We start from the raw sequence: 22,988 nt of genomic DNA on the forward strand, positions 1-22,988 counted from the left end.
CTCAGTCGAGCTTCCACTTCCCGCCTTCGACCTTCACGACCACCCGGGCCCGTTGATCGAGCCCGAGGTGGTCGTTCTTCGACATGCTGGTCACGCCGTTCGAGACCTTGAGGTCGCGCGTCGCTTCGAGCGCATCGCGCAGCGCGGTGCGGAACTCCTTGCTGCCGGGCTGAGCGGTCTTCAACGCGACGGGAATGGCGTGGGCGAGCAGCAGCCCGGCGTCCCAGGTGTAGGCGCCGAACGCCGAGACGCTGCCGGCACCGTTGACTGCCTCGTACGCCTTCACGTACGCCATCGCCTGCGCCTTGGCCGGATGATCGACCGGCAGCGACGCGGCGACGACGACCGGGCTGGTAGGCACGAACGCGCCTTCGATGTCCTTGCCGCCGACGCGCAGGAAGTCGTTGTTCGCGACGCCGTGGTTGAAGTAGACGCTGCCCTTGTAGCCGCGCTCGACCAGCGCCCGCGCCGGCAATACCGCCGGTGTGCCGGAGGCGCCGATCACCACCATCTCCGGGTTCGCCGCCGACAGCTTCAGCACCTGCGAGGTGACGCTGGTGTCGCGCGGCGCGAAGCGCTCGTTGGCGACGATCTTGATGCCGCGCACCGACGCGAACTTCTCGAACTCGGCGTAGAACGCCTCGCCCAGCGCGTCGTTGAAGCCGATGTAGCCCATCGACTTGATGCCGCGCTTGGCGGCGTGCTCGAGGATCGCGAGCACCATCATCGTGTCGGTCTGCGGGGTCTTGAACACCCACGCCTTCTTCGGGCTCATCGGCTCGATGATGCGGGCGCTGGACGCCAGCGAGATCGTCGGCGTGCCGCTCTCGGCCACGGCATCGGTCATCGCCAGCGAATTCGGCGTGGTGGTCGAGCCGATGATCGCGTCGACCTTGTCCTCCAGCGTCAGCCGGCGGGTGTTGACGACCGCGGCGCTCGAATCGCTGGCGTCGTCGAGCACGATGTACTCGACGCTCTTGCCGCCGATCGTCTTCGGCAGCAGCGCGATCGTGTTCTTCTCGGGGATGCCGAGCGAGACGGCCGGTCCGGTCGTCGACAGGGTCACGCCGATTTTGATCTGCGCGAGCGCGGGCCAGCTGGTGGCGGCGAGGATCGCGAGCGCGATCAGCGAACGGGGGGTCATGTTCATTCAGTCTCCTGTTGAAAATCAGAGCAGCGTGACCGGGATCGCGAGGTGGCCGCGAAAGCGCACCCGCTTCGACCGGACTGCCGGGCCGGCCAGCCGGTAATTCGGGAAGCGCGCAAGGAAGCGGCCGATCGCGATGCGCGCCTCGAGCCGGCCAAGGCCCATGCCGACGCACTGGTGGATGCCGGAGCCGAACGCGACGTGGCGGTTCGGCGATCGCGCGATGTCGAGCCGGTCGGGGTTCGGGAACTGCGCCGGGTCGCGGTTCGCCGCGCCGATGCACAGCGTGACCTGCGTGCGTGGGGCGAGCGCCACGCCGCCGAGCTCGGTCGCGATGCTCGTGATGCGGTTGCCGAGCTGGTTCGAGCTCTCGATGCGCAGGAATTCCTCGACGGCGGTGCGGATCAGCTCGGGTTCCGCGAGCAGGCGGGCCTTCTGATCCGGCGCGTCGAGCAGGCTCTTCAGGCCATTGCCGATCAGGTTGGTCGTCGTTTCGTGGCCGGCGTTGAGCAGGAAGATGCAGTTGTGCAGCAACTCCTTCGCCAGAAGTTTTTCCGTGACACCGCCCTCGCCGATCACTTCGCCCTGGATCAACCGCGTCAACACGTCGGTCTCCGGATCGCCCGGCGCCTGCGCGCGGCGCGCGACCAGGCCCTCCAGGTACGTCAGCATGTCGGTCACGGCGGCGTTGCCGCGCGCGTGCATCGCATCCGTGAGCGCCGGCTCCAGCGCGCCGAGGATCGCGAGCGACCAGTCGCGCAGCGGCCCGCGCTCGGCGTGCGGCACGCCGAGCAGGTTGCCGATGATCTCGACCGGGATCGCCGCGGCGAACGACTCGATCAGGTCGATCGTCTCGCCCTGCTCGGCGCGCGCCTGCATCGCGTCGAGCAGGCCATCGACCAGCGCGACCAGGCCGGCCTCCATCGCGGCGATGTGCTTCGGCGTCAGCGCGCCCGCGATGAGGCGGCGCACCCGCGTGTGCAGCGGCGGGTCGTTGAACACCAGGCTGGTCGTGTGGTGCTCGAACAGCGCCGAATCGAGCCCGTATTTCGGGCCGAACTCCTCGTGCTTGTCGGAGCTGAAGGTCTTCGGGTCCTTGTAGACCGCGACGATGTCGGCGTAGCGGGTCAGGAACACGCTGCCGTCCGGCATGCGCTTGACCGGCGCCTGTTCCCGCAATGCACGGTAGGTCGGGAACGGGTCGTCGTAGAACGCGTCGGGCAGGTGGCGCAGGTCGAAGGTGTCAATGTTCATGCGTCGGCGAATCTAAGGCCGAACCGGCCGCAAATGCGCGGGGAGATACCCCATCGTCAGAGTTTGTGCGTCGACAGCAGCAGGCTCGTCTCGGTGCTCGCGATGCCCTCGATCAGCCGGATGTTGCCGAGCGCACGGTCGAAGGCCTCGAGCGTGTCGGCGCGCAGCTCGGCGATCAGGTCCCAGCGGCCGTTGGTGCTGTGCAGGCCGGTCACGTTCGGGTGGCCGCGCAGCGCGTGCAGCACCTCGGCACCGCGGTTGCCCTCGACGACGATCGTCATCAGCGCGCGGATCCGGTGCCCCTCGGCCTGCGGCTTGACCCGCACCGTGTAGCCGACGATCACGCCGTCGCGCTCGAGGCGCTTCATCCGGTTCTGCACGGTGCCGCGTGCCACCTTCAGCTTGGTCGCCAGCGTCGCGACGGGCAGGCGCGCGTCCTGCCGCAGCAGCGCGAGCAGTTCGCGATCGGTGTCGTCGAGATTGGTCATGTTGCTCATCGGTCCTGAACAGATTGATCGATGAATGCATCATAACGATCGGTCTGCTGCCTTTTTGTTGGCCACGAAGCCCGCGAAGATGCTTTCCAACCGGAGAGACCCATGACGCGATTCATCGATGTGCCCGCCATGACCCGGCTCGTTCAGCAAGTCGGCGTGGCGCGCTTCATCACCGACCTGGCCGACGCGATCGAGGCGGACTACCTGCGCTGGCACGAGTTCGACAAGTCGGCGCGGCTCGCCAGTCACTCGGCGCTCGGCGTGATCGAGCTGATGCCGGTTGGCGACACGCAGCGCTTCGCGTTCAAGTACGTCAACGGCCACCCGAAGAACACCGCGCGCGGCCTGTTCACGGTGATGGCCTTCGGCGTGCTCGCCGAGGTCGAGACCGGTTACCCGCTGCTGCTGTCCGAGCTGACGCTGACGACCGCGCTGCGCACCGCCGCTACCTCGGCACTGGTCGCCCAGCGGCTCGCGCGGCCGGAATCGCGGACGATGGCGCTGATCGGCAACGGCGCGCAGGGCGAGTTCCAGGCGCTCGCGTTCCACACGCTGCTGGGCATCACCGAGATCCGCGCGTTCGATGTCGACCCGGCCGCTACGACCAAGCTGATCCGCAACCTCGCGGGCTACCCCGCCCTGCGCGTGACGCGCGCCGCCTCGACCGCGGCGGCAGTGCGTGGCGCCGACATCGTCACCACCGTCACCGCCGACAAGACCCGCGCGACCATCCTGACGCCCGCGATGATCGAACCCGGCATGCACATCAACGCGGTCGGCGGCGATTGCCCCGGCAAGACCGAGCTGCATGCCGACGTGCTGCGCGGCGCGCGCGTGATCGTCGAGTACGAGCCGCAGACCCGCATCGAGGGCGACATCCAGCAGCTGCCCGCGGACTTCCCGGTGACCGAGCTGTGGCGCGTGTTGGGCGGGTTGGCCCCCGGCCGCGAGCACGCGCGGCAGGTGACGGTGTTCGACTCGGTCGGCTTCGCGCTCGAGGACTACTCGGCGCTGCGCTACGTGCACGCGGCGGCGCTGGCGCGCGGCATTGGCGAGGACGTGGCGCTCGTGCCGCCGGGCCGCCACCCGAAAGACCTTTTCGGTCGCCTCGGCGCGGCCGCGACCACCCGCGCTTCGAACGAGGCCCTGGCGGCGCTGGGCATTCAGAGCGTCCGCAGGAACGTCAACAGCGTGGCCGAGACCGCCTCGGGCTGCTCCTGCTGAACCCAGTGCCCGGCGCCGTCGATCCAGTGGACGCCACGCAGCTGCGTGCACGCGCGCTCCTGCATCGCCTCGAGCGCGCCGGGCGATTGCCACGCGCCCCAGTCGGCGCGGCCGGCGATGAAACAGGACGGCACGGCGATCGTGCGGCCTGCGAACAGCTGCAGGTCGGCGTTGACGCCCTCCGTCGCGCACCGATACCACTGCAGTCCGCCTTGCAGCCCGGTGCGCGCGAACTCGGCGGTGTAGACCGCGAGCTCGTCCTCCGGCAGCCAGGCGCATGCGGCGATCTGCGCCGGCGTCGGCATCTGCGGCGCGACGGTCTGGGCCATCCCCTGGCCCAGGTCCATCACGTAGTAGTCGGGCAGCTTGGCGAACTCGTCGGCGGTGGGCGCGGCGAGCCGGAACGGCCGGTTGCCGGGCCAGTCGGCGCTCTTGTGGTGGTAGTAGGCGCGCAGGAACGCCTGCAGGCCCTGCGGCGCGTGCAGCATGTCGGCTTCCGCACCGCGGGTCGAGTAGTACCACTGGTAGTGCTGGCGCGGGCGCGGCAGCCGCGCCAGCTCGGCGGGCAGATCGAACGCCGGCCCGGACGCGGCCGCCAGCGCCGGCGGCCCGGCGAACGGCGCGCTCATCAAGGCCGCCGCGCGGAACACGTCCGGCCGGGCGAGCGCGCAGCACGCGGCGACCGGCGAGCCGAAGTCGTGCCCGATCACCGCGGCGACCGAGGGCACGCCGAGGGCCGCGAGCAGCCCGAGCGCGTCGGTCGCGAGGTTCGTCAGGCGGAACGTCGCCAGGTCGCCGTCGTAGCGCGCGTCCCAGCCCGTCGTGCGGCCGTAGCCGCGCTGGTCGGGCGCGATCACATGGAAGCCGGCCTGCGCCAGCGGCAGCATCACCTTGCGCCAGCTGTACGCCAGTTCCGGGAAGCCGTGCAGCAGCAACAGCACGGGCCGACCGCTCCCCTCGAAGCCGGCTTCGAGGAAGTGAACGTTCAGCCCGTGACGGTTGTCGACGCGGCGCGAGCGGATGCCCTCGGGCAGTGGCAGCGGCGGCGGGCGATCGGTCATGGCGCCGAGGCGCCCTCGGCCTCCTGGTCCTGCAGCAGCCGCCACATCACCTTGCCCGAACCGGACTTGGGCAGCGCGTCGACGAACTGGACGAGCTTCGGCACCTTGTAGGCCGCCATGTTCTCGCGCGCCCAGTTCGTGATGTCGTCGGGCGTGGTCTTGCCCTTGGCCTCGGCGCGCAGCACGACGACGGCCTTGACGGTCTCGCCGCGGTAGGCGTCGCGGGCCGAGATGATGCAGGCCTCCTGCACCGCCGGGTGCTTGTAGAGCAGCATCTCGACCTCGGCCGGCCAGATCTTGTAGCCGCTGGCGTTGATCATCCGCTTCAGGCGGTCGGTCATGAAGAAGTAGCCTTCGTCGTCCATGCGGCCGAGGTCGCCGGTGCGGAAGAAGGTGTGACCGTCGACCTCGATGAACGCGTCCTTCGTCGCCTCGGGGTGGCCCCAGTAGCCCTTGAACACCATCGGCCCGCGGCTGACGATCTCGCCGACCTCGCCGGGCGGCAATTCCTTCAGCGTCAGCGGGTCGATCACGCGCGAGTCGACGCCGAAGATCGGGATCCCCAGGCATTGCAGCTTGGCGCGCTCGGGCGGGTTGGCGTGGGTCGGCGCGGCGGTCTCGGTCAGGCCGTAGCCTTCGGCGAACGTGAGGTTGAACTCGTCGAGCAGTCGCTGCGCCACGGCCTGCGGCATCGCCGCGCCGCCGCCGCTGAGGTAGGTCAGGCTGGTGAGGTCGAAGCTCTTGTAGTTCGGGCTGCCGAACAGGTCGATGATCATCGTCGGGATGCAGGTCCAGTGCGTGACCTTGTACTTCGAGATCAGCCGGCCGGCGAGTTCGCGGTCCCAGCGCGGCAGGATCACGCTGGTGCTGGCGGTGTAGATGTTGCCGACGACGCCGTACATCATCCCGGTGATGTGGAACATCGGCACGACCGCGAGGCTCATGGTCTCCGGGCTGGAATGGCCCCACTGCCCGCCGCCGACCGAGTTGGCCATCAGCGTGCGGTGGGTGTGCATGCAGCCTTTCGGCAGCCCGGTGGTGCCCGAGGTGTAGGGCAGCAGCGCCAGGTCGTCGGGCTGCGCCGTCAGCGGGCCGGGCGCGAGCTGCAGCGCGAGCGCATCGGTCCAGCGGGTGCAGCCGGGCGGCAGTTCGGGGTCGCTGCGCAGCCAGGCCTCCATGGCGGGCGGCGGCACGTCGGCCGGGTCGAGCGGACCGGTCGGCATCGCGTCGGTGAAGCGGGTGACCAGCACCTCGGCCACGCGCTGCGCCTCGGGCACGGCGGCGTTTGCGCTGGCGACGATGCCGGCGAGGTCGGCGGTGCAGATCACGACGCGGGTCTGCGGGTCGGTGATGAAGTGCTTGAATTCCTCGGCCCGGTTCATCGGGTTGACCGGCACGACCACGGCGTTGGCGCGCAGGATGCCGTAGTAGGCCGCCGCGTACTGCGGGCAGTTCTGCATGAAGATCGCGACGCGCTCGCCGGCCTGCACGCCGACCTGCTGCAGCCAGCCGGCGATCGCCTCGGCCTGGCGCTTGAGCTCGCCGAAGCTCAGCGGCCGGCCCATGAACAGGTAGGCCGGCTTGTTCGGGAACCGGGTCGCCGCCACCTCGAGGTTGAACCACAGCGTGGTCTCGGGGATGGCCAGTTCGCGCGGCAGGCGCTTGGGCCAGATCTTGTGGTGGGGACGGTCGGTGTCGGGTACTGCGGTCGGCTTCACGGGGGCTCCACGGGCAAAAGGGCAAGGTCGGGCAGACCGACGGTATAGCGCAGCCCGCGGAGGGCTCCTAGCGCGTGAACCCGATGTGCGCCATCCCCGGAGTAAAGCCCGGTAAGCAGTGTTTGTTCACGGGCCGCATCGACACCGCGCGCCTATGCTTTGCGCATGCCCGGCAGCACGCCCCTCCCCACACCCGACTTCGCCGACAGCGCGCCCGCGGTGCTCGACATCGAAGCTTCGGGCTTCGGCCGCGACAGCTATCCGGTGGAAGTCGGCTTCGTGCTGGCCGACGGCCAGAGCTACTGCAGCCTGATCCGCCCCGCGCCCACCTGGACCCACTGGGATCCGGACGCGGAGCGCGTCCATCACATCACGAAGGAGATCGTGATGCGCCACGGCCGCGAGGTCACGGAGGTGGCCACGCAGCTCAACGAACGCCTGCGCGGCCTCACGCTCTACTGCGACGGCTGGGCGCACGACTACGTCTGGCTCAACGTGCTGTTCGACGCCGCCGGCATGGCGCCGACCTTCAAGCTCGACAACCTGCGCGCGCTGCTGACCGACAAGGAAGCCGCGTTCTGGAACGTCGTGAAGAAGCAGATCACCACCGAGATGCGGCTGCAGCGCCACCGTGCCAGCTCGGACGCCAAGATCCTGCAGCGCACGCTGATGCGGCTGCGCGAGCCGCTGACGCCGCGGCCGAAGGGGCCTGCCCGCGCCTGAGCACCCGCAGGGAACCCGCCGGCACGGGCCTTGCTACCTCCTGTCGAACCCTGTTCGACGTGGAGACTCTCGCATGCAACACCGTACCTTCCTGAAGGGCGCCGTCGCGCTCGCGCTGTCCGCGGCCCTCGTGCCCGCGTTCGCGCAGACCGCGCTCGACGACGTGATGGCCAAGAAGCTGATCCTGATCGCGATCCCGACCGACGCGGCGCCGTACGGCTTCGTCGGCACCGACCTGAAGCCGCAGGGGCTGGACGTCGACATGGCCGAGCTGATCGCCGCCAAGCTCGGCGTCAAGGTCGAGCTGGTGCCGGTGACCAGCGCCAACCGCATCCCCTACCTGCAGACGAAGAAGGCCGACCTGGTGATCTCGACGCTCGGCAAGAACGCCGAGCGCGAGAAGGTGATCGACTTCACCGCCGCGTACTCGCCGTTCTTCCAGGCCATCTTCGGGCCGAAGAACGTGGTCGTGAAGACGCCGGCCGATCTGGCCGGCAAGACGATCGGCGTGACCCGCGGCGCGATGGAGGACCAGGAGGTCGGCAAGATCGCGCCGCCCGGCGTCGACATCAAGCGCTTCGAGGACATGAACGGCACCGTCTCGGCCTACGCCGCCGGCCAGGTGCAGCTGATGGGCGTCGGCGCGTCGGTGGCCGGCAACTTCATGGCCAAGAACCCGCAGGTCAGCACCGAGTACAAGCTGCTGCTGAAGGATTCGCCGAACTTCATCGGCGTGGCCAAGGGCGAGGACAAGCTCAAGGCCAAGGTCAACGAGATCATCGCCGCGGCCAAGGCCTCGGGCGAGCTGAACAAGATGGCGCTGAAGTGGCTCGGCCGGCCGCTGGGGGACCTGCCCTCCTGACGCGCTGACGCCGGCGCACCCGTGATCACCTTCGACTTCCTGGCGGTCCTCGCCGAGTGGCGGCTGCTTGCCCGCGGCGTGCTGTGGACGCTTGGCCTCACGGCCGTGTCGGCGACGATCGGCGTCGCGCTCGGCGTGGCGTGCGCGTGGGCGCGGCTGCACGGGCCGGGCTGGCTGAAGGCGGTCGTCGGCGCGTACGTCGAGCTGATCCGCAACACGCCGTTCATCGTCCAGCTGTTCTTCCTGTTCTTCGGGCTGCCGGGCGCGGGCATCAAGCTCTCGCCCGAGCTGGCGTCGGTGCTGGCGATGGTCGTGAACCTCGGCGCGTACGCGGCCGAGATCGTGCGCGCCGGCATCGCGACGACGCCGAAGGGCCAGATCGAGGCCGCGCAGAGCCTGGCGCTGAGCGAGATGCAGGTCTTCACGCGGGTCGTGCTGCCGCCGTCGCTGAAGCGGGTCTGGCCGGCGCTGGTGAGCCAGATCATCATCGTGATGCTCGGCTCGGCGGTGTGCGGGCAGATCTCGACGCCCGAGTTGTCGTACGCGGCGAACCTGATCCAGTCGAACAACTTCCGCGCGTTCGAGGCCTTCATCATCGCGACGCTGGTCTACCTGGCGCTGTCGATGGCGCTGCGGCGCCTGTTGAACTGGGCCGGGCCCCGGTTCATTTTCGGGAAGTAGAAGTGGACCACCCCCACGTTCACTTCGTCCACTGCCCCCCGCGGGGGCGCTCAACGCCCTTCGGGCGGCCGGGCGGGCGTTGACATGGTCGACTTCTCGATCTGGGACATCTTTCGCAACCTGCTGCTGGCGGCGCGCTGGACGGTTCTGTTGTCGCTGATCGCGTTCGTCGGCGGCGGGCTGGTGGGGCTGGCGCTGTTGATCGCGCGCATCGCGAAACTGCGTGGCGCCGAGCGGCTGGTCGGCGGCTACGTGCAGCTGTTCCAGGGCACGCCGCTGCTGATGCAGCTGTTCCTCGCGTACTTCGGCCTGGCGCTGTTCGGCATCAACGTGTCGCCGTGGGTCGCGGCGGCGCTGGCGCTGACGCTCTACACCAGCGCGTTCCTGACCGAAATCTGGCGCGGCTGCGTGGCGGCCGTGCATAAAGGCCAGTGGGAGGCGTCGGCGGCGCTCGCGCTGAGCCTGCGCGAGCAGCTGCGCTACGTGATCGGCCCGCAGGCGCTGCGTGTCGCGGTGCCGCCGACCGTGGGCTTCCTGGTGCAGGTGATCAAGGGGACGGCGCTCGCGTCGGTGATCGGCTTCGTCGAGCTGACCAAGGCCGGCACGATGATCACCAATGCCACGTTCCGCCCGTTCACCGTCTACGCCTGTCTCGCGCTGATGTACTTCGCGCTGTGTTACCCGATCTCCGCCTGGAGCAAATCGTTGGAGAGGAAGCTGCATCGTGGTCGTTGAAGCATCGTCAGGAATCGTCGAGATCAAGGGCCTCAAGAAGCGCTTCGGCACCAACGAGGTGCTCAAGGGCATCGACCTGTCGGTCAAGCGCGGCGAGGTGATCGCGATCATCGGCAAGAGCGGGTCGGGCAAGAGCACGCTGTTGCGTTGCATCAATGGCCTGGAGGTCTTCAACGAGGGCTCGCTGAGCGTCGACGGCAACCCGCTGCTGCACGGCAACGCCAACGCGATGCGCACGCTGCGCCAGCACGTCGGCATGATCTTCCAGGGCTTCAACCTGTTCCCGCACCTGAGCGTGGGCCGCAACGTGATGCTCGCGCCGACGCTGGTGAGGAAGAAGAACGCCGAGGCCGCGGCCGAGCAGGCGAAGAAGCTGCTCGCGCGCGTCGGCCTGGCCGAGAAGTTCGACGCCCAGCCGGATCAGCTCTCCGGCGGCCAGCAGCAACGCGTGGCGATCGCGCGCGCGCTGGCGATGGAGCCGGCGGTGCTGCTGTGCGACGAGATCACCTCGGCGCTCGACCCGGAGCTGGTCGGCGAGGTGCTGCGCGTCGTCGAGTCATTGGCCGACGAGGGCATGACGCTGCTGATGGTCACGCACGAGATGAGCTTCGCGCGCAAGGTGTCGGACCGGCTGGTCTTCATGCACGCCGGCCGCATCCACGAGATCGGGCCGCCGGACGAGATCTTCGGTGCGCCGCAGACGCCGGAGCTGAAACAGTTCCTGTCGTCGATCCACGACTGACGCGGCAACGCTCAGCCGGCCGCGCGTCCCGCCTTGAGCCGATCGATCTGCTGTTGCTGCTGCTCGACCACGCCGGCGTACATCTGCAACTGCTCGCCCAGCGCGCGCAAGCGCTCGCCGGTGCGCGATCCCAGGCCGATCAGCAGTTTGGCGGCAACTCGCGGCTGCTGGTCGATGAGCTTTTCCAGACCCTGCCGGGACAGCGCGGCGGCCTGCACCGCCGAAATCGTCGTGCAGCTCGCCGAGCGCGGCGAGCCGTCGAGCAGCGCCATCTCGCCGATCACGCTGCCCGGGCCGACCACCGAGATCGCGACCGGAATCATGCTGCCGCCGATGCCGACCTCGATCGACACCTCGCCCTCGAGGACCAGCAGCAGATGATCGAGCCGCACGTCGTCGCCCTCGCGAAACAGCGTGACGCCGGGACCGAAGTGCACCAGGCGCATCTGCGCGACCAGCACCGTGGCTTCGGGCGGGGTCAGGTTGAGCAGTGCGCCGGGCGTGCGCAGCAGGTCGGCGGCGCGTTCGGCCAGGGCCGGCACGTCGGACAGCGGAGGGTGGGCGGGGGCTTGCACGCGCCGGACCTTATCACCCCTCGGGCTTGCACCTAAAATCACGCCCTCCCCCAAGACCGAACAGCACCGCTCCATGGCCACCATCCTCCAGCACCTCCCCGTCGGCCAGAAGGTCGGCATCGCGTTCTCCGGGGGGCTGGACACCAGCGCCGCGCTGCACTGGATGCGCAGCAAGGGTGCGATCCCGTACGCCTACACCGCCAACCTCGGCCAGCCCGACGAGGCCGATTACGACGAGATCCCGCGCAAGGCGATGGAGTACGGCGCGCAGGCCGCCCGGCTGATCGACTGCCGCACGCAGCTGGTGGCCGAAGGCATCGCGGCGCTGCAGAGCGGCGCGTTCCACATCTCGACCGGCGGACTGACCTACTTCAACACCACGCCGCTGGGCCGGGCCGTCACCGGCACGATGCTGGTCGCGGCGATGAAGGACGACGACGTCAACATCTGGGGCGACGGCAGCACCTACAAGGGCAACGACATCGAGCGCTTCTACCGCTACGGCCTGCTGGCCAACCCGGGCCTGAAGATCTACAAGCCCTGGCTCGACCAGCTGTTCATCGACGAGCTCGGCGGGCGCGCCGAGATGTCGGCGTTCATGAGCGCGGCCGGCTTCAAGTACAAGATGTCGGCCGAGAAGGCCTACTCGACCGACTCGAACATGCTCGGCGCCACGCACGAGGCCAAGGACCTCGAGTTTCTTTCCAGCGGCATCAAGATCGTCAACCCGATCATGGGCGTGGCGTTCTGGCGCGACGACGTGGAGGTCAAGCGCGAAGAGGTCCGCGTGTGCTTCGAAGAGGGCGTGCCGGTCGCGCTCAACGGCCAGACGTTCCCGAGCGCAGTCGAGCTGATGCTGGAAGCGAACCGCATCGGCGGCCGCCACGGCCTGGGCATGAGCGACCAGATCGAGAACCGCATCATCGAGGCCAAGAGCCGCGGCATCTACGAGGCGCCGGGGCTGGCGCTGCTGTTCATCGCCTACGAGCGCCTCGTGACCGGCATCCACAACGAGGACACGATCGAGCAGTACCGCATGAACGGCCTGAAGCTCGGCCGGCTGCTCTATCAGGGCCGCTGGTTCGACCCGCAGGCGATCATGCTGCGCGAGACCGCGCAGCGCTGGATCGCCAGCGCGGTCACCGGCGAGGTGACGCTCGAACTGCGCCGCGGCAACGACTACTCGCTGCTGAACACCGAGTCGCCAAACCTCACCTACAAGCCCGAGCGGCTCAGCATGGAGAAGGTCGAGGGCGCGTTCTCGCCGCAGGACCGGATCGGTCAGCTGACGATGCGCAACCTCGACATCGCCGACACCCGCGAGAAGCTCGGCATCTACGCCGGCACCGGCCTGCTCGCCGCCGGCGGTGCAGCCGACCTGCTGCGGCTGGGCAAGAGCGGCGACTGATTCCCGACAACCTGACGCTGTCACATTGCCGCAGCACAATCCGGAGATGCGTGCCACTGGCCTCTCGTTCAAGCAACTCGCTGCGCGCGGGCTGCTGGCGCTGGCCTTCCTGTTCGCGCAGCAAACGGCCGCGCTGCATTGGCTCTCGCACGCGGTCGAGGCCACGCAGGCCAAGGCCGGCAAGGGCGCGCCACCCGGCCACCATTGCGACGAGTGCCTGACGCTCGGCGCGCTGGGCGCCGGCGCCACGAGCGCCGGCGTCACGCTGCCGCTCGCGGGCGCGCAGCACGCGCTGCCCGGCGTGGCGAGCGACACGGTGTCGCCCGCACCGCTGCGCCTGGCCTTTCGCTCGCGCGCGCCCCCTGTCCTGACCTGAAGCCCTTGGTTGCCGCTGCCGGAGCCGATGCGCTCCGGCCTGCGTCCGTTCCGCTTTCAGATTCAGGATCACCATGTTCAAGATGTCCCCCCTGGCGGGCGCGTGCGCGCTCGCCTTCGCCGGTGCGTCCGCGCACGCCGCCGACCAGCAACTGGCGCAAGCCGTCCCGCCCGCGCCTGCCACCGCCGCCAGTGCCGCCCCACCCGCCGCCCGACTCGACCGGGTCGAGGTCAAGGGCACGCGCCAGCGCCTCGACGAGGCGCGCAGCTCGCTTTCGCCCGAGACCGGCAGCACGATCTACCGCTTCGACCAGGCCGACATCGGGCGCCTGCCGCTGGGCGAGGCGACGCCGCTGAACCAGGTGCTGCTGCGCGCGCCCGGCGTCGTCGGCGACTCGTACGGCCAGCTGCACGTGCGCGGCGACCACGGCAACCTGCAGTACCGCGTCAACGGCGTCGTGATTCCCGAGTCGATCAGCGGCTTCGGCCAGACGCTGGACACGCGCTTCGCCGACAACGTCAACGTGCTGACCGGCGCGCTGCCGGCGCAGTACGGCTACCGCACCGCCGGCGTGGTCGACATCCGGACCAAGGGCGCCGATCTCGCCAATGCCGGCAGCATCGACCTGGTGCTCGGCAGCCGCGGTCACCGCGAGGCGAGCGCCGAGATCGGCGGCACCGCCGGCAACCTGCAGTACTTCGTCACCGGCTCGTCGCTGCAGAACGAGATCGGCATCGAGAACCCGACGCCGGCGAAGAACGCGATCCACGACGACACCCGCCAGACCAAGGGCTTCGCGTACCTGAGCTACCTGCTCGGCGAAAGCAGCCGCCTGAGCCTGATGCTCGGCACCGCGCAGAGCCGCTTCCAGATCCCGAACGTGCCGGGCGAGACGCCGACGTTCAGCCTGGCAGGTGCCACGGCGCCGGATTCGCGCGACCTCGATGCCAACCAGCGCGAGCGCAACAACTTCCAGGTGCTCACGTTCCAGTCCAGCCTCGGCGACGGCACCGACTACCAGGTCTCGCTGTTCAACCGCAGCACCAGCCTGCATTACCAGCCCGACCCGATCGGTGACCTGACCTACAACGGCGTGGCCGCCGACGTGGTGCGGCGCAACGTGGCGAGCGGCCTGCAACTCGATGCGAGCCGCGCGCTGAACCCGCAGCACACGCTGCGCGCGGGCCTGTTCGCACAGCGCGAACGCGGCTCGGTGACCAACGCATCGACCGTCTTCCCTGCGGACGCCGACGGCAACGCCACCAGCGACCAGCCGCTGACGATCCAGGACGACAGCCGCCTGACCGGCCACCTGTTCGGCGTCTACCTGCAGGACGAGTGGCAGCCCACCAAGGCGCTGACAGTCAACTACGGCGTGCGCTACGACAAGGTCGACACGGTCGTCGCCGAATCGCAATGGAGCCCGCGCGTCGGCGTGGTCTACCAGCTCGGCGACGACACGCGCGTACACGCCGGCTACGCCCGCTACTTCACGCCGCCGCCGACCGAGAAGATCGACACCACCTCGGTGCAGAGGTTCCTGGACACCACCAACGCGCTGCCGTCGGACGCGAACACCGCCGTGCGCTCGGAGCGCTCGAACTACTTCGCGCTCGGCGTCTCGCACCAGCTGACGCCGCAGATCACGCTCGGCGCCGACGCCTACTACCGCGACGTGCGCCACCTGCAGGACGAAGGCCAGTTCGGCAACGCGCTGATCTACTCGGCCTTCAACTTCGAGCGCGGCCGCATCTACGGCATCGAGTTCTCCGGCTCGTACAAGGACGAGCGGCTGTCGGCCTACGCGAACCTGAGCCTCAGCGCGGCGCGCGGCCGCGGCATCGAAACCGGCCAGTTCAACTTCGACGCCGACGAGCTGGCCTACATCCAGAACCACTGGGTGCACCTGGACCACGAGCAGAAGATCGCGGCCTCGGCCGGCGCGTCGTACCGCGTCGGCGACGCGACCACGGTCGGCGCCGACGTGCTCTACGGCAGCGGCCTGCGGCGCGGCTTCGCGAACACCGAACACCTGCCAAGCTACGTGCAGGTGAACGCGTCGCTGGCGCGCACGTTCCGCACCGACGCCTTCGGAAAATTCGACCTGCGGCTGACGGCGTTGAACCTCTTCGACCGCAGCTACCAGCTGCGCGACGGCAGCGGCATCGGCGTCGGCGCGCCGCAGTACGCGCCACGGCGAACGCTCTACGTGGCGCTGAGCAAGCCGTTCACGTTCTGAGCCGAATCGGCAATGTCAGCCTAGATGACGCCAGCGTGGGAGGAGAGTTGCTACTCCCCCCTGGCTCCACCAACCAGCCGCCTCGCCTTGTCGTGCATCGGTGCCTGTCTTCGTTCGTCGCGGCCGCAGCCGGAATCGCCGCTCGAGCCTCCGCAGCCCGAGCTCAGGTCGCCGGCGCAGTGGGTGGTGCCGCGGTCGGCGCCGAGCAGGCCGCAGTCGAGCGCGTAGACGTACCCGCCGGCGATGCCGAGCGTCGCGTCGAGCGCGAACAACAGTGGCAGCCGACTGGGCTTGCGCGGGTCGATGCCCTCCGCGCGGCAGGCCCAGTAGCAGGCGCGGCGCAGGCCGTCGCGCTGCGTGGTCGCGCGCGGTCGACGTAGTGCGTTCGTGCGGGCGCGGCGTTTGTAGAGGGCGAGCACGAGCAACAGCACCGCACCGATCACGACCGACGGCCACCACGGCCCGCGCGGCCGCGTGATCACTGGCAGCCAGGCGAGCAACAGGGATCCGCCGACCAGCGTGCGCACCCAGTGGATCGCCGACAGGTTCACGCTGCGTGCCTCACACCACCAGCGGCTCCGGTTCCAGCCGGATGCCGAAGCGGCCGTACACGCTCTCCTGGATCGCGCCGGCCAGCAGCATCACCTCCGAGCCGATCGCGCCGCCGCGGTTGACCAGCACCAGCGCCTGCTTCTCGTAGACCGCCGCCTGGCCGACGTGCTTGCCCTTCCAGCCGCAGGCATCGATCATCCAGCCGGCGGCGAGCTTGATGCTGCCGTCAGGCAGCGGGTAGTGCACGATCTCCGGGTCGCGGCCGATGATGTCGCGGCACTGCTCGGGGGTGACGATCGGGTTCTTGAAGAAGCTGCCCGCGTTGCCGATCACCGCCGGATCGGGCAGCTTGGCGCGCCGGATCGCGCAGATCCAGTCGAACACCTGCTGCGCGTTCGGCGCGTGGATGCCGGTCTCGGCCATCCGGCGTTCGATGTCGAGGTAACCGAGCACCGGCTGCCAGGGCCGCGGCAGGCGAAAGCGCACGCGCGTGATCACGGTGCGGTTCGCGAGCGCGTTCTTGAACACGCTGTCACGGTAGCCGAAGGCGCAGGTGTCGGCAAACAGCGTCTGCGTGCGTCCCGTGACCAGATCGACCGCGTCGAGCGACTCGAAGCGGTCCTTCAGCTCGACGCCGTAGGCGCCGATGTTCTGCACCGGCGAGGCGCCGACCGTCCCCGGGATCAGCGCCAGGTTCTCCAGCCCCGGCCAGCCGTGCGCGAGGGTGTGTGCGACCAGGTCGTGCCAGTTCTCGCCGGCGCCGGCCTCGACGATCCAGGCGTCGGCGCGCTCCTCGACCAGCCGGATGCCGCGCACCTCGACCTTCAACACGATCTGCGGCATGTCCCGGGTCAGGATGATGTTGCTGCCACCGCCGAGCACGAACTTGGGTGCGCTGCCCAGCACGGGGTCGTCGACGACCCGGCGCACGTCGGCATCGCTCGCGATCCGCACCAGCGTGCCGGCCACCGCCGGCAGGCTGAAGCTGTTGTAGGGTTTGAGGCTCACGCCCCTCTCGATTTGCATGCCACAATTTTCCTCTATTGCCGCCCGGCAGCTCGCATCAAATCACCATGCCCTCCTTTGACACCGTCCTCGAACCGAATCTCGTCGAAGTGCGCAACGCCGTCGACCAGACCAGCAAGGAGATCGGCACCCGATTCGATTTCAAGGGCTCGTCCGCCAAGGTCGAGCTGAAGGAGAAGGAGCTGACGGTCTGGGCCGACAGCGATTTCCAGATCGGCCAGGTGCTGGACATCCTGATCGCCAAGCTCACCAAGCGCAGCGTCGACATCCGCTTCCTGGACCGCAGCGCCAAGATCGAGAAGATCGGCGGCGACAAGGTCAAGCAGCTGATCACCGTGAAGAACGGCATCGACAGCGACACCGCGAAGAAGATCCAGACCTTCGTGAAGCAGAGCAAATTGAAGGTGCAGGCCGCGATCCAGGGCGACGTCGTGCGCGTCACCGGCGCGAAGCGCGACGACCTGCAGGCCGCGATGGCGCTGATCCGCAAGGAGATCGCCGACGCGCCCCTGTCGTTCACCAACTTCCGCGACTAGCCCGGCCGTGCGGACGCTCGCCGCGGCGGTGCTGATGGTCGCCTTGCCGGCGTTCGCACAGAAGGTCTCGCTCAGCGGCAGCCTCGGCGACAAGGCGCTGCTGGTGATCGACGGCACGCCCCGCACCGTGGCGGCCGGCAGCAGCGTGAACGGCGTCAAGCTGCTGAGCGTCAGCGGCGGCGACGCGGTGGTCGAGGTCCAGGGCAAGCGCGTCAAGCTCGCGCTGGGCGGCGCGCAGGTCAACCTCGGCGGCAAGCCGACCGAAGGCAGCGGCTCGCAGATCGTGCTGACCGCCGGCAGCGGCGGCCACTTCTTCGCCAACGGCTCGATCAACGGCAAGGCGGTGCGCTTCGTCGTCGACACCGGCGCGACCTACGTCTCGATGGGTGCGGCCGAGGCCGAACGCCTCGGCATCGATTTTCGCCGCGGCGAGCGCGGCATGACGCAGACCGCGAACGGCACGATGGCGGCCTACAAGGTCATGCTCGCGTCGGTGCGGATCGGCGACGTCCAGGTCTACAACGTCGAGGCGCTGGTCGGGCAGAGCGGCATGGACCAGATCCTGCTCGGCAACAGCTTCCTGACGCGCTTCCAGATGAAGCGCGAAAACGACCTGATGACCCTGAACCGGCGCTACTGAGCCGCCGGCGCGTTCACGGCGCGAGCAGGCGCTGCAGCAACTCGGGCGTCGGGTAGCCGTCGGCCGGCAGGCCGACGCTGCGCTGCCAGCGGCGCAGTGCCGCCTGGGTCGCCGGGCCGACCAATCCGTCGGCGGCGCCGCTCGCGAAGCCGCGCTCGTTCAACCCCGCCTGCAGGGCCGTGACCTGGCTGCGGGTCAGCGCGGCCAGATCGCGCGGCCATGGGGCCTGCACGGCCGCCCCACCGGCGATGCGCTGCGCCAGCAGTCCGACCGCCAGCGCATAGCTGGTCGAGTTGTTGTACTTGAGGATCGCGCGGAAGTTCGGCCCGACCAGGAAGGCCGGCCCGCGCGCGCCTGCCGGCAGCAGGATGGCGGCGTCGGGCACCTCGGGCAGCGGTGCGCCGTCCGCCGCGCGCACGCCCTCGGTGGCCCACTGTGCAGTCGACAGGCGCAGCACGCCGTCGGCACGGCCCGGGTCGAAACCCGCGGGCAGCATCACTTCGGTGCCCCACGGTTGACCGGCCTGCCAGCCGGAGTGGGCGATGAATGCCGCCGTCGAGGCCATCACGTCGGCCATGCTGCCCCAGATGTCGCGGCGGCCGTCGCCGTCGGCATCGACCGCGTGCGCGAGGAACACCGATGGCAGGAACTGCGTCTGCCCCATCGCGCCGGCCCACGAGCCGATCATCTGTGCGCGCGTGATGTCGCCGCTTTGCAGGATGCGCAGTGCGGCCAGCAGCTCACCGCGCGCCCAGGCCTCGCGGCGGCCTTCGACGCCGAGCGTCGCGAGCGCGTCGATCGTCGGGATGTCGCCGAAGTTGGCGCCGTAGTTGCTCTCGATGCCCCAGATCGCGACGACCAGGCTGGCCGGCACGCCGAAGCGCGCGGCCGCCGCGTCGGCGGCCGGGCCGAGCTCGGCGAGCCGGCGCTGGCCCTGCGCGACGCGCTGCGGCGAGACGGCCGTGTCGAGGTAGTCCCAGACGGTACGGCTGAACTCGGGCTGCGCCCGGTCGAGCTCGACGACGCGCGGCAGATAGCGGACGTCGTCGAACGCGCTGTGCAGCGTGGCCTCGTCGATGCCGGCGGCGCGCGCACGCACGCGCATGTCGTCGATCCAGCGCGCGAAGCGCTGGTCGAGTGCCGCGTCATCGCGCACGGCTGCATCGACGGCCGCGTCGGCGACGGCGAGCGCGGCGGGCGGCGCACTGGGAGCCGGAACGCTGCCGACCGGGACACCGGCGCAGCCGGCCACGGCCGCGAAGGCAAGCAGCGCAGTCGCGCAGCGCGCGCGGCGCTTCAGAGAGCGGTGTGAAGTCGACATCCCGACGATTCTGACCCGCATCAACCCACCGGCTTGCGGGCCATCGAAAAGGCCGCGACGGCCGCGACGCCGACGCCGGCCAACACGAGCAGCAGTTCGCGGTAGCCGGGCAGCGCGAGCAGCAGCCACGCGGTGGCCAGCGGCGCGCTGGCGCGGGCGAGCAGCGAGATGCCGGTCATCGCGCCGCTGATGCGGCCGACGTGCTCGCGGCCGAAGAACTCCGGCACCAGGCTGCCGCGCACGATCGTCACCAGCCCGTTCGCGACGCCGAACAGCAACGCGAACACCAGCAGCGCCGCGGTCTGGTCGGCCAGCGCGAAGATCGCCAGCGAGACCGGCAGCCCGGCCAGCACGATCAGCCCGAGCCGGCGCGCCGAGATCCAGCGGCCGAAGCCGAGGTACGCGAAGCGTCCCGCGACCTGCGCCGGGCCGAACCAGACGACGACCGCCAGCGCCTGCGCCTCGCTGCGGCCCTTGGCGGCGAACGCCGGCATCATGTGCGCCCACATCGCCGCGGCCGCGAACGAGTAGAGCGTGAAGGTCACGGTCAGCAGCCAGAACGAGCGCTCGCGCAAGGCTTCGTGCAGCGTGGAATCGTTGGCCGGGTCGTGCGCCGCGGCGCGCACCGCCCGCGCCGGCGTGCCGCGCAGCGCCCACGCGTGCAGCGGCGCGATCAGCAGCAGCAGCACCCCGCCGATCACCGCCAGCGCGATCCGCCAGTCGTAGTGCGCGATCAGCCAGGCGGCCGCCGGGAACGACAAGGTGCTCGCGAAGCCGCCGACCAGCGTCAGCGAGGTGATGCCCTCGCGGTAGCGCTCGGGAAAGCGCTTGGTCAGGATGTTGAACGCCGGCTCGTACAGCGTCATCGCCATCGCCGCGCCGAGCAGTGCCCAGGCCGCGTACAGCGCGGGCAGGCTGTGGATCTGCGACCAGACCAGGAAGCCGACGCCGGCGAGCACGGCGCCCAGGGTCATCAGCGCCCGGCCGCGGCCGGCGTCGATCGCGGCGCCGGCCGCGTAGGTGGCGCCGCCCCAGACCGCGAGGCCGAGCGTCAACGCGCCCATCAGTTCGGGTTTGCTCCACCCGAACGCACGCTGCATCGGCAGCACGAACGAGGAAAAGGCGTAGTAAAGCGCGGCCCAGCACACCAGCTGACCGGCCGCCAGTGCTACAACCGTGGCGCGAAAGCTGGGTGGGTTCATGCCCGACGATTATCGGCAGCCCCCGCCACTGTCACGGCAGGGACAGGAGAAAAACGCACGGTCGTGCTAAAAACCCTGTTCCACGCCACACACACCGGTCAGCGAAGACGGAGACGACCCATGGACCTGAATTTCACGCCCGAAGAACAAGCCTTCCGCGAGGAGATCCGCGGCTGGGTCGCCGAGAACCTGCCCAAGGACATCAGCCACAAGGTTCACAACGCGATCCACCTGACCAAGGAAGACATGCAGCGCTGGGCGCGCATCCTCGGCAAGAAGGGCTGGCACGGCTGGGCCTGGCCGACGCAGTTCGGCGGGCCGGGCTGGAACGCGATCCAGAAGCACCTGTTCGAGGAGGAGACCGCGCTGGCCGGCGCGCCGCGCGTCGTGCCCTTCGGTCCGGTGATGGTGGCGCCGGTGATCATGGCCTTCGGCACCAAGGCGCAGCAGGAGCGTTTCCTGCCCGGCATCATGAGCGGCGACGTGTGGTGGAGCCAGGGCTACAGCGAGCCGGGCTCGGGCTCCGACCTGGCCTCGGTCAAGACCCGCGCCGAGCGCAAGGGCGACTACTACCTCGTCAACGGCCAGAAGACCTGGACCACGCTCGGCCAGTACGGCGACTGGATCTTCTGCCTGGTGCGCACCAGCAACGAAGGCAAGCCGCAGACCGGCATCAGCTTCCTGCTGATCGACATGAAAAGCCCCGGCGTCTCGGTGCGCCCGATCATCACGATGGACGGCGCGCACGAGGTCAACGAGGTGTTCTTCGACAACGTCGAGGTGCCGGCGGACCAGTTGATCGGCGAGGAGAATAAGGGTTGGACCTATGCCAAGCACCTGCTGGCGCACGAGCGGACCAACATCGCCGACGTCAACCGCGCCAAGCGTGAACTCGAGCGCCTGAAGCGCATCGCGACCGCCGAAGGCGTGTACGCCGATACCCGCTTCCGCGACGAGATCGCCAAGCTCGAGGTCGAGGTCGTCGCGCTCGAGATGATGGTGCTGCGGGTCCTCTCGGCCGAGAAGAGCGGCAAGGCCGCGCTCGATGTGGCCGGCCTGCTTAAGATCCGCGGCAGCGAGATCCAGCAGCGCTACGCCGAACTGATGATGCTCGCCGCCGGCCCGGCCGCCATCCCCTACCAGCGCGAGGCGATGGAGGCCGGCTGGCAGGGCGACCTGAGCGCCGGCGCGTTCGTCGCGCCGCTCGCCGGCACCTACTTCAACATGCGCAAGACCACGATCTACGGCGGATCGAACGAGGTCCAGCGCAACATCGTCGCGCAGACCGTGCTCGGCTGAACGGACAAGGAATCACCATGGACTTCGATTTCAACGACGATCAAGAAATGCTGCGCGACACCGTGCGCAAATGGGTCGACAAGGCGTACACCTTCGAGCGCCGCCGCGGCATCGTCAAGGAAGGCGGCTACTCGCCCGCAGCCTGGAAGGAACTCGGCGAACTCGGCCTGCTCGGCCTGTATGTCTCGGAAGCGAACGGCGGCATGGGCTTCGGCCCGGTCGACGCGATGGTGGTGATGGAAGAGCTCGGCCGCGGCATCGTGATGGAACCGTTCGCGGCCGTCTCGCTGGTCGCGACCAGCCTGCTGAACGCGACCCGGGCGCCGTCCGCCGCACTGTGGCTGCAAGGCATCGCCGAAGGCCGGGAGCGGGTCGTGCTCGCGCACCAGGAGCGCACGGCGCGCTACCGCCTGGCGCATGTCGAGACCACCGCGAAGAACGTCGGCGGCACCTGGCAGCTCACCGGCACCAAGACGATGGTGCCGGCCGGCGCGCACGCCGGCGCCTTCATCGTGCCGGCGCGCGTCAGCGGCGCAGTCGACGCACCGGAGGGCATCGCCCTGTTCCTGGTCTCGAAGGGCGAGAAGGGCGTGACGGTCAAGGGCTACCCCACGCAGGACGGCGCCAGCGCCGCCGACGTGACGCTGAACGCCGCCGACGCGATCGAGATGCTGACCGCCGGCACGGCGTTCGACGCGCTCGAGCACGCGATCGACATCGGCATCGCCGCGCTGTGCGCCGAGGCGGTCGGCGCGATGGACAAGCTGGTCGCGGTCACCGTCGAGTACATGAACACGCGCAAGCAGTTCGGCGTCGCGATCGGCACCTTCCAGGCGCTGCGCCACCGCATCGCCGACGTGAAGATGCAGCTCGAGCTGGCCCGCTCGATGAGCTACTTCGCGAGCCTGAAGCTGAACGAACCGCCGGCCGCGCGGCGCCGCGCGATCGCCCAGGCCAAGTACCAGCTCGGCCAGTCGATGCGCTTCGTCGGCCAGCAGTGCATCCAGCTGCACGGCGGCATCGGCGTGACCGACGAGTACGTCGCCGGCCACTACTTCAAGCGCCTGACGGTGATGGAGATGACCTACGGCGACTCGCTGCACCAGCTCGGCGAGGTGTCGGCGCGGATGCAGAGCACCGCAGGTGTCTTTGCTTGACCTTCACCGCAGG

General features: G+C 69.4%; 23 protein-coding genes. 13 read left to right on the forward strand and 10 right to left on the reverse strand.

Annotation, left to right across the window (positions count from 1 at the left end; translation table 11 throughout):
* Window position 1 precedes the first annotated feature (1 nt).
* From ASC76_RS07210 to ASC76_RS07220, 3 genes are read right to left on the reverse strand one after another with little or no spacing between them, the layout of a single operon-like run.
* Window positions 2-1,150 (reverse strand): ABC transporter substrate-binding protein, encoded by a 1,149-nt coding sequence (locus ASC76_RS07210; protein WP_056464370.1) that lies wholly within the window; start codon window positions 1,148-1,150, stop codon window positions 2-4.
* An 18-nt stretch (window positions 1,151-1,168) separates the two neighbouring features.
* Window positions 1,169-2,401 carry a cytochrome P450 gene (locus ASC76_RS07215; RefSeq protein WP_056464372.1) on the reverse strand — a complete coding sequence of 411 codons (1,233 nt, stop codon included), beginning with the start codon at window positions 2,399-2,401 and terminating at the stop codon, window positions 1,169-1,171.
* A gap of 56 nt (window positions 2,402-2,457) precedes the next feature.
* Window positions 2,458-2,889, reverse strand: a complete 432-nt coding sequence (locus ASC76_RS07220; protein ID WP_056467045.1) for an Lrp/AsnC family transcriptional regulator — start codon at window positions 2,887-2,889, stop codon at window positions 2,458-2,460.
* 111 nt (window positions 2,890-3,000) lie between these two features.
* Between ASC76_RS07220 and ASC76_RS07225 the strand changes: the two genes are divergently transcribed.
* A complete protein-coding gene (locus ASC76_RS07225) occupies window positions 3,001-4,122 on the forward strand; it encodes an ornithine cyclodeaminase (RefSeq protein WP_082548871.1) in 1,122 nt (373 codons plus the stop codon).
* Here ASC76_RS07225 and ASC76_RS07230 read toward each other — a convergent pair.
* The gene (locus tag ASC76_RS07230) at window positions 4,062-5,183 is read right to left on the reverse strand and encodes an alpha/beta hydrolase (RefSeq protein ID WP_056464374.1); all 1,122 of its coding nucleotides are present in this window, start codon (window positions 5,181-5,183) and stop codon (window positions 4,062-4,064) included. The two genes, ASC76_RS07225 and ASC76_RS07230, sit on opposite strands and share 61 nt — an antisense overlap.
* Window positions 5,180-6,901, reverse strand: a complete 1,722-nt coding sequence (locus ASC76_RS07235) for a long-chain fatty acid--CoA ligase (protein WP_056464376.1) — start codon at window positions 6,899-6,901, stop codon at window positions 5,180-5,182. Before ASC76_RS07235 ends, ASC76_RS07230 begins: the two co-directional genes overlap by 4 nt.
* A 165-nt stretch (window positions 6,902-7,066) precedes the next feature.
* On the opposite strand from ASC76_RS07235, the gene ASC76_RS07240 reads away from it, so the two are divergent.
* The 5 genes from ASC76_RS07240 to ASC76_RS07260 all read left to right on the forward strand — a co-directional run bounded on the left by ASC76_RS07240 (window position 7,067) and on the right by ASC76_RS07260 (window position 10,644).
* Window positions 7,067-7,624 carry a hypothetical protein gene (locus ASC76_RS07240; RefSeq protein ID WP_056464378.1) on the forward strand — a complete coding sequence of 186 codons (558 nt, stop codon included), beginning with the start codon at window positions 7,067-7,069 and terminating at the stop codon, window positions 7,622-7,624.
* A gap of 73 nt (window positions 7,625-7,697) precedes the next feature.
* The gene (locus tag ASC76_RS07245) at window positions 7,698-8,486 is read left to right on the forward strand and encodes a transporter substrate-binding domain-containing protein (protein ID WP_056464380.1); all 789 of its coding nucleotides are present in this window, start codon (window positions 7,698-7,700) and stop codon (window positions 8,484-8,486) included.
* A gap of 24 nt (window positions 8,487-8,510) precedes the next feature.
* Window positions 8,511-9,167 (forward strand): amino acid ABC transporter permease, encoded by a 657-nt coding sequence (locus tag ASC76_RS07250; RefSeq protein ID WP_056467051.1) that lies wholly within the window; start codon window positions 8,511-8,513, stop codon window positions 9,165-9,167.
* An 84-nt stretch (window positions 9,168-9,251) separates the two neighbouring features.
* Window positions 9,252-9,902 (forward strand): amino acid ABC transporter permease, encoded by a 651-nt coding sequence (locus ASC76_RS07255; RefSeq protein WP_056464381.1) that lies wholly within the window; start codon window positions 9,252-9,254, stop codon window positions 9,900-9,902.
* Window positions 9,892-10,644 carry an amino acid ABC transporter ATP-binding protein gene (locus ASC76_RS07260; RefSeq protein ID WP_305815422.1) on the forward strand — a complete coding sequence of 251 codons (753 nt, stop codon included), beginning with the start codon at window positions 9,892-9,894 and terminating at the stop codon, window positions 10,642-10,644. Before ASC76_RS07255 ends, ASC76_RS07260 begins: the two co-directional genes overlap by 11 nt.
* Before the next feature lie 11 nt (window positions 10,645-10,655).
* Here the strand turns inward: ASC76_RS07260 and ASC76_RS07265 are convergent, their stop codons facing one another.
* Window positions 10,656-11,219, reverse strand: coding sequence for a cyclic nucleotide-binding domain-containing protein (locus ASC76_RS07265; protein ID WP_162247069.1), 564 nt, complete (start codon window positions 11,217-11,219; stop codon window positions 10,656-10,658).
* 73 nt (window positions 11,220-11,292) lie between these two features.
* Here ASC76_RS07265 and argG point away from each other — a divergent pair, with 73 nt between their 5' ends.
* From argG to ASC76_RS07280, 3 genes are all read left to right on the forward strand, one after another.
* Window positions 11,293-12,627 (forward strand): argininosuccinate synthase, encoded by a 1,335-nt coding sequence (argG, locus tag ASC76_RS07270; protein WP_056464387.1) that lies wholly within the window; start codon window positions 11,293-11,295, stop codon window positions 12,625-12,627.
* A gap of 46 nt (window positions 12,628-12,673) precedes the next feature.
* The gene (locus ASC76_RS07275) at window positions 12,674-13,003 is read left to right on the forward strand and encodes a hypothetical protein (RefSeq protein ID WP_056464389.1); all 330 of its coding nucleotides are present in this window, start codon (window positions 12,674-12,676) and stop codon (window positions 13,001-13,003) included.
* A 73-nt stretch (window positions 13,004-13,076) separates the two neighbouring features.
* Window positions 13,077-15,242, forward strand: coding sequence for a TonB-dependent receptor (locus ASC76_RS07280; RefSeq protein WP_056464391.1), 2,166 nt, complete (start codon window positions 13,077-13,079; stop codon window positions 15,240-15,242).
* Between the two features lie 50 nt (window positions 15,243-15,292).
* Here ASC76_RS07280 and ASC76_RS26530 read toward each other — a convergent pair whose 3' ends face one another.
* Both ASC76_RS26530 and murB read right to left on the reverse strand, forming a co-directional pair.
* Window positions 15,293-15,793 carry a hypothetical protein gene (locus tag ASC76_RS26530; protein WP_056464393.1) on the reverse strand — a complete coding sequence of 167 codons (501 nt, stop codon included), beginning with the start codon at window positions 15,791-15,793 and terminating at the stop codon, window positions 15,293-15,295.
* Window positions 15,794-15,803: 10 nt separating this feature from the next.
* Window positions 15,804-16,838, reverse strand: a complete 1,035-nt coding sequence (murB, locus tag ASC76_RS07290; RefSeq protein WP_256364453.1) for a UDP-N-acetylmuramate dehydrogenase — start codon at window positions 16,836-16,838, stop codon at window positions 15,804-15,806.
* 29 nt (window positions 16,839-16,867) lie between these two features.
* On the opposite strand from murB, the gene ASC76_RS07295 reads away from it, so the two are divergent.
* Complete coding sequence (locus tag ASC76_RS07295; protein ID WP_056464396.1) at window positions 16,868-17,356, forward strand: YajQ family cyclic di-GMP-binding protein; 489 nt, start codon at window positions 16,868-16,870, stop codon at window positions 17,354-17,356.
* Window positions 17,357-17,363: 7 nt separating this feature from the next.
* Complete coding sequence (locus tag ASC76_RS07300; RefSeq protein WP_235580380.1) at window positions 17,364-17,996, forward strand: TIGR02281 family clan AA aspartic protease; 633 nt, start codon at window positions 17,364-17,366, stop codon at window positions 17,994-17,996.
* Between the two features lie 13 nt (window positions 17,997-18,009).
* On the opposite strand, the gene ASC76_RS07305 is transcribed toward ASC76_RS07300, so the two are convergent.
* Together ASC76_RS07305 and ASC76_RS07310 are read right to left on the reverse strand one after the other, a co-directional pair.
* A complete protein-coding gene (locus ASC76_RS07305) occupies window positions 18,010-19,317 on the reverse strand; it encodes a lytic murein transglycosylase (RefSeq protein ID WP_056467059.1) in 1,308 nt (435 codons plus the stop codon).
* 20 nt (window positions 19,318-19,337) lie between these two features.
* Window positions 19,338-20,519: an MFS transporter gene (locus tag ASC76_RS07310; RefSeq protein ID WP_082548874.1), complete on the reverse strand. Its 1,182-nt coding sequence runs from the start codon at window positions 20,517-20,519 to the stop codon at window positions 19,338-19,340.
* 120 nt (window positions 20,520-20,639) lie between these two features.
* Here ASC76_RS07310 and ASC76_RS07315 point away from each other — a divergent pair, with 120 nt between their 5' ends.
* Together ASC76_RS07315 and ASC76_RS07320 are read left to right on the forward strand one after the other, a co-directional pair.
* Complete coding sequence (locus tag ASC76_RS07315; protein ID WP_056464400.1) at window positions 20,640-21,818, forward strand: acyl-CoA dehydrogenase family protein; 1,179 nt, start codon at window positions 20,640-20,642, stop codon at window positions 21,816-21,818.
* Between the two features lie 17 nt (window positions 21,819-21,835).
* Window positions 21,836-22,975, forward strand: coding sequence for an acyl-CoA dehydrogenase family protein (locus tag ASC76_RS07320; protein WP_056464402.1), 1,140 nt, complete (start codon window positions 21,836-21,838; stop codon window positions 22,973-22,975).
* Window positions 22,976-22,988: the final 13 nt, after the last annotated feature.

The organism is Rhizobacter sp. Root404, from assembly GCF_001425865.1.
Classification (GTDB): domain Bacteria; phylum Pseudomonadota; class Gammaproteobacteria; order Burkholderiales; family Burkholderiaceae_C; genus LMDS01.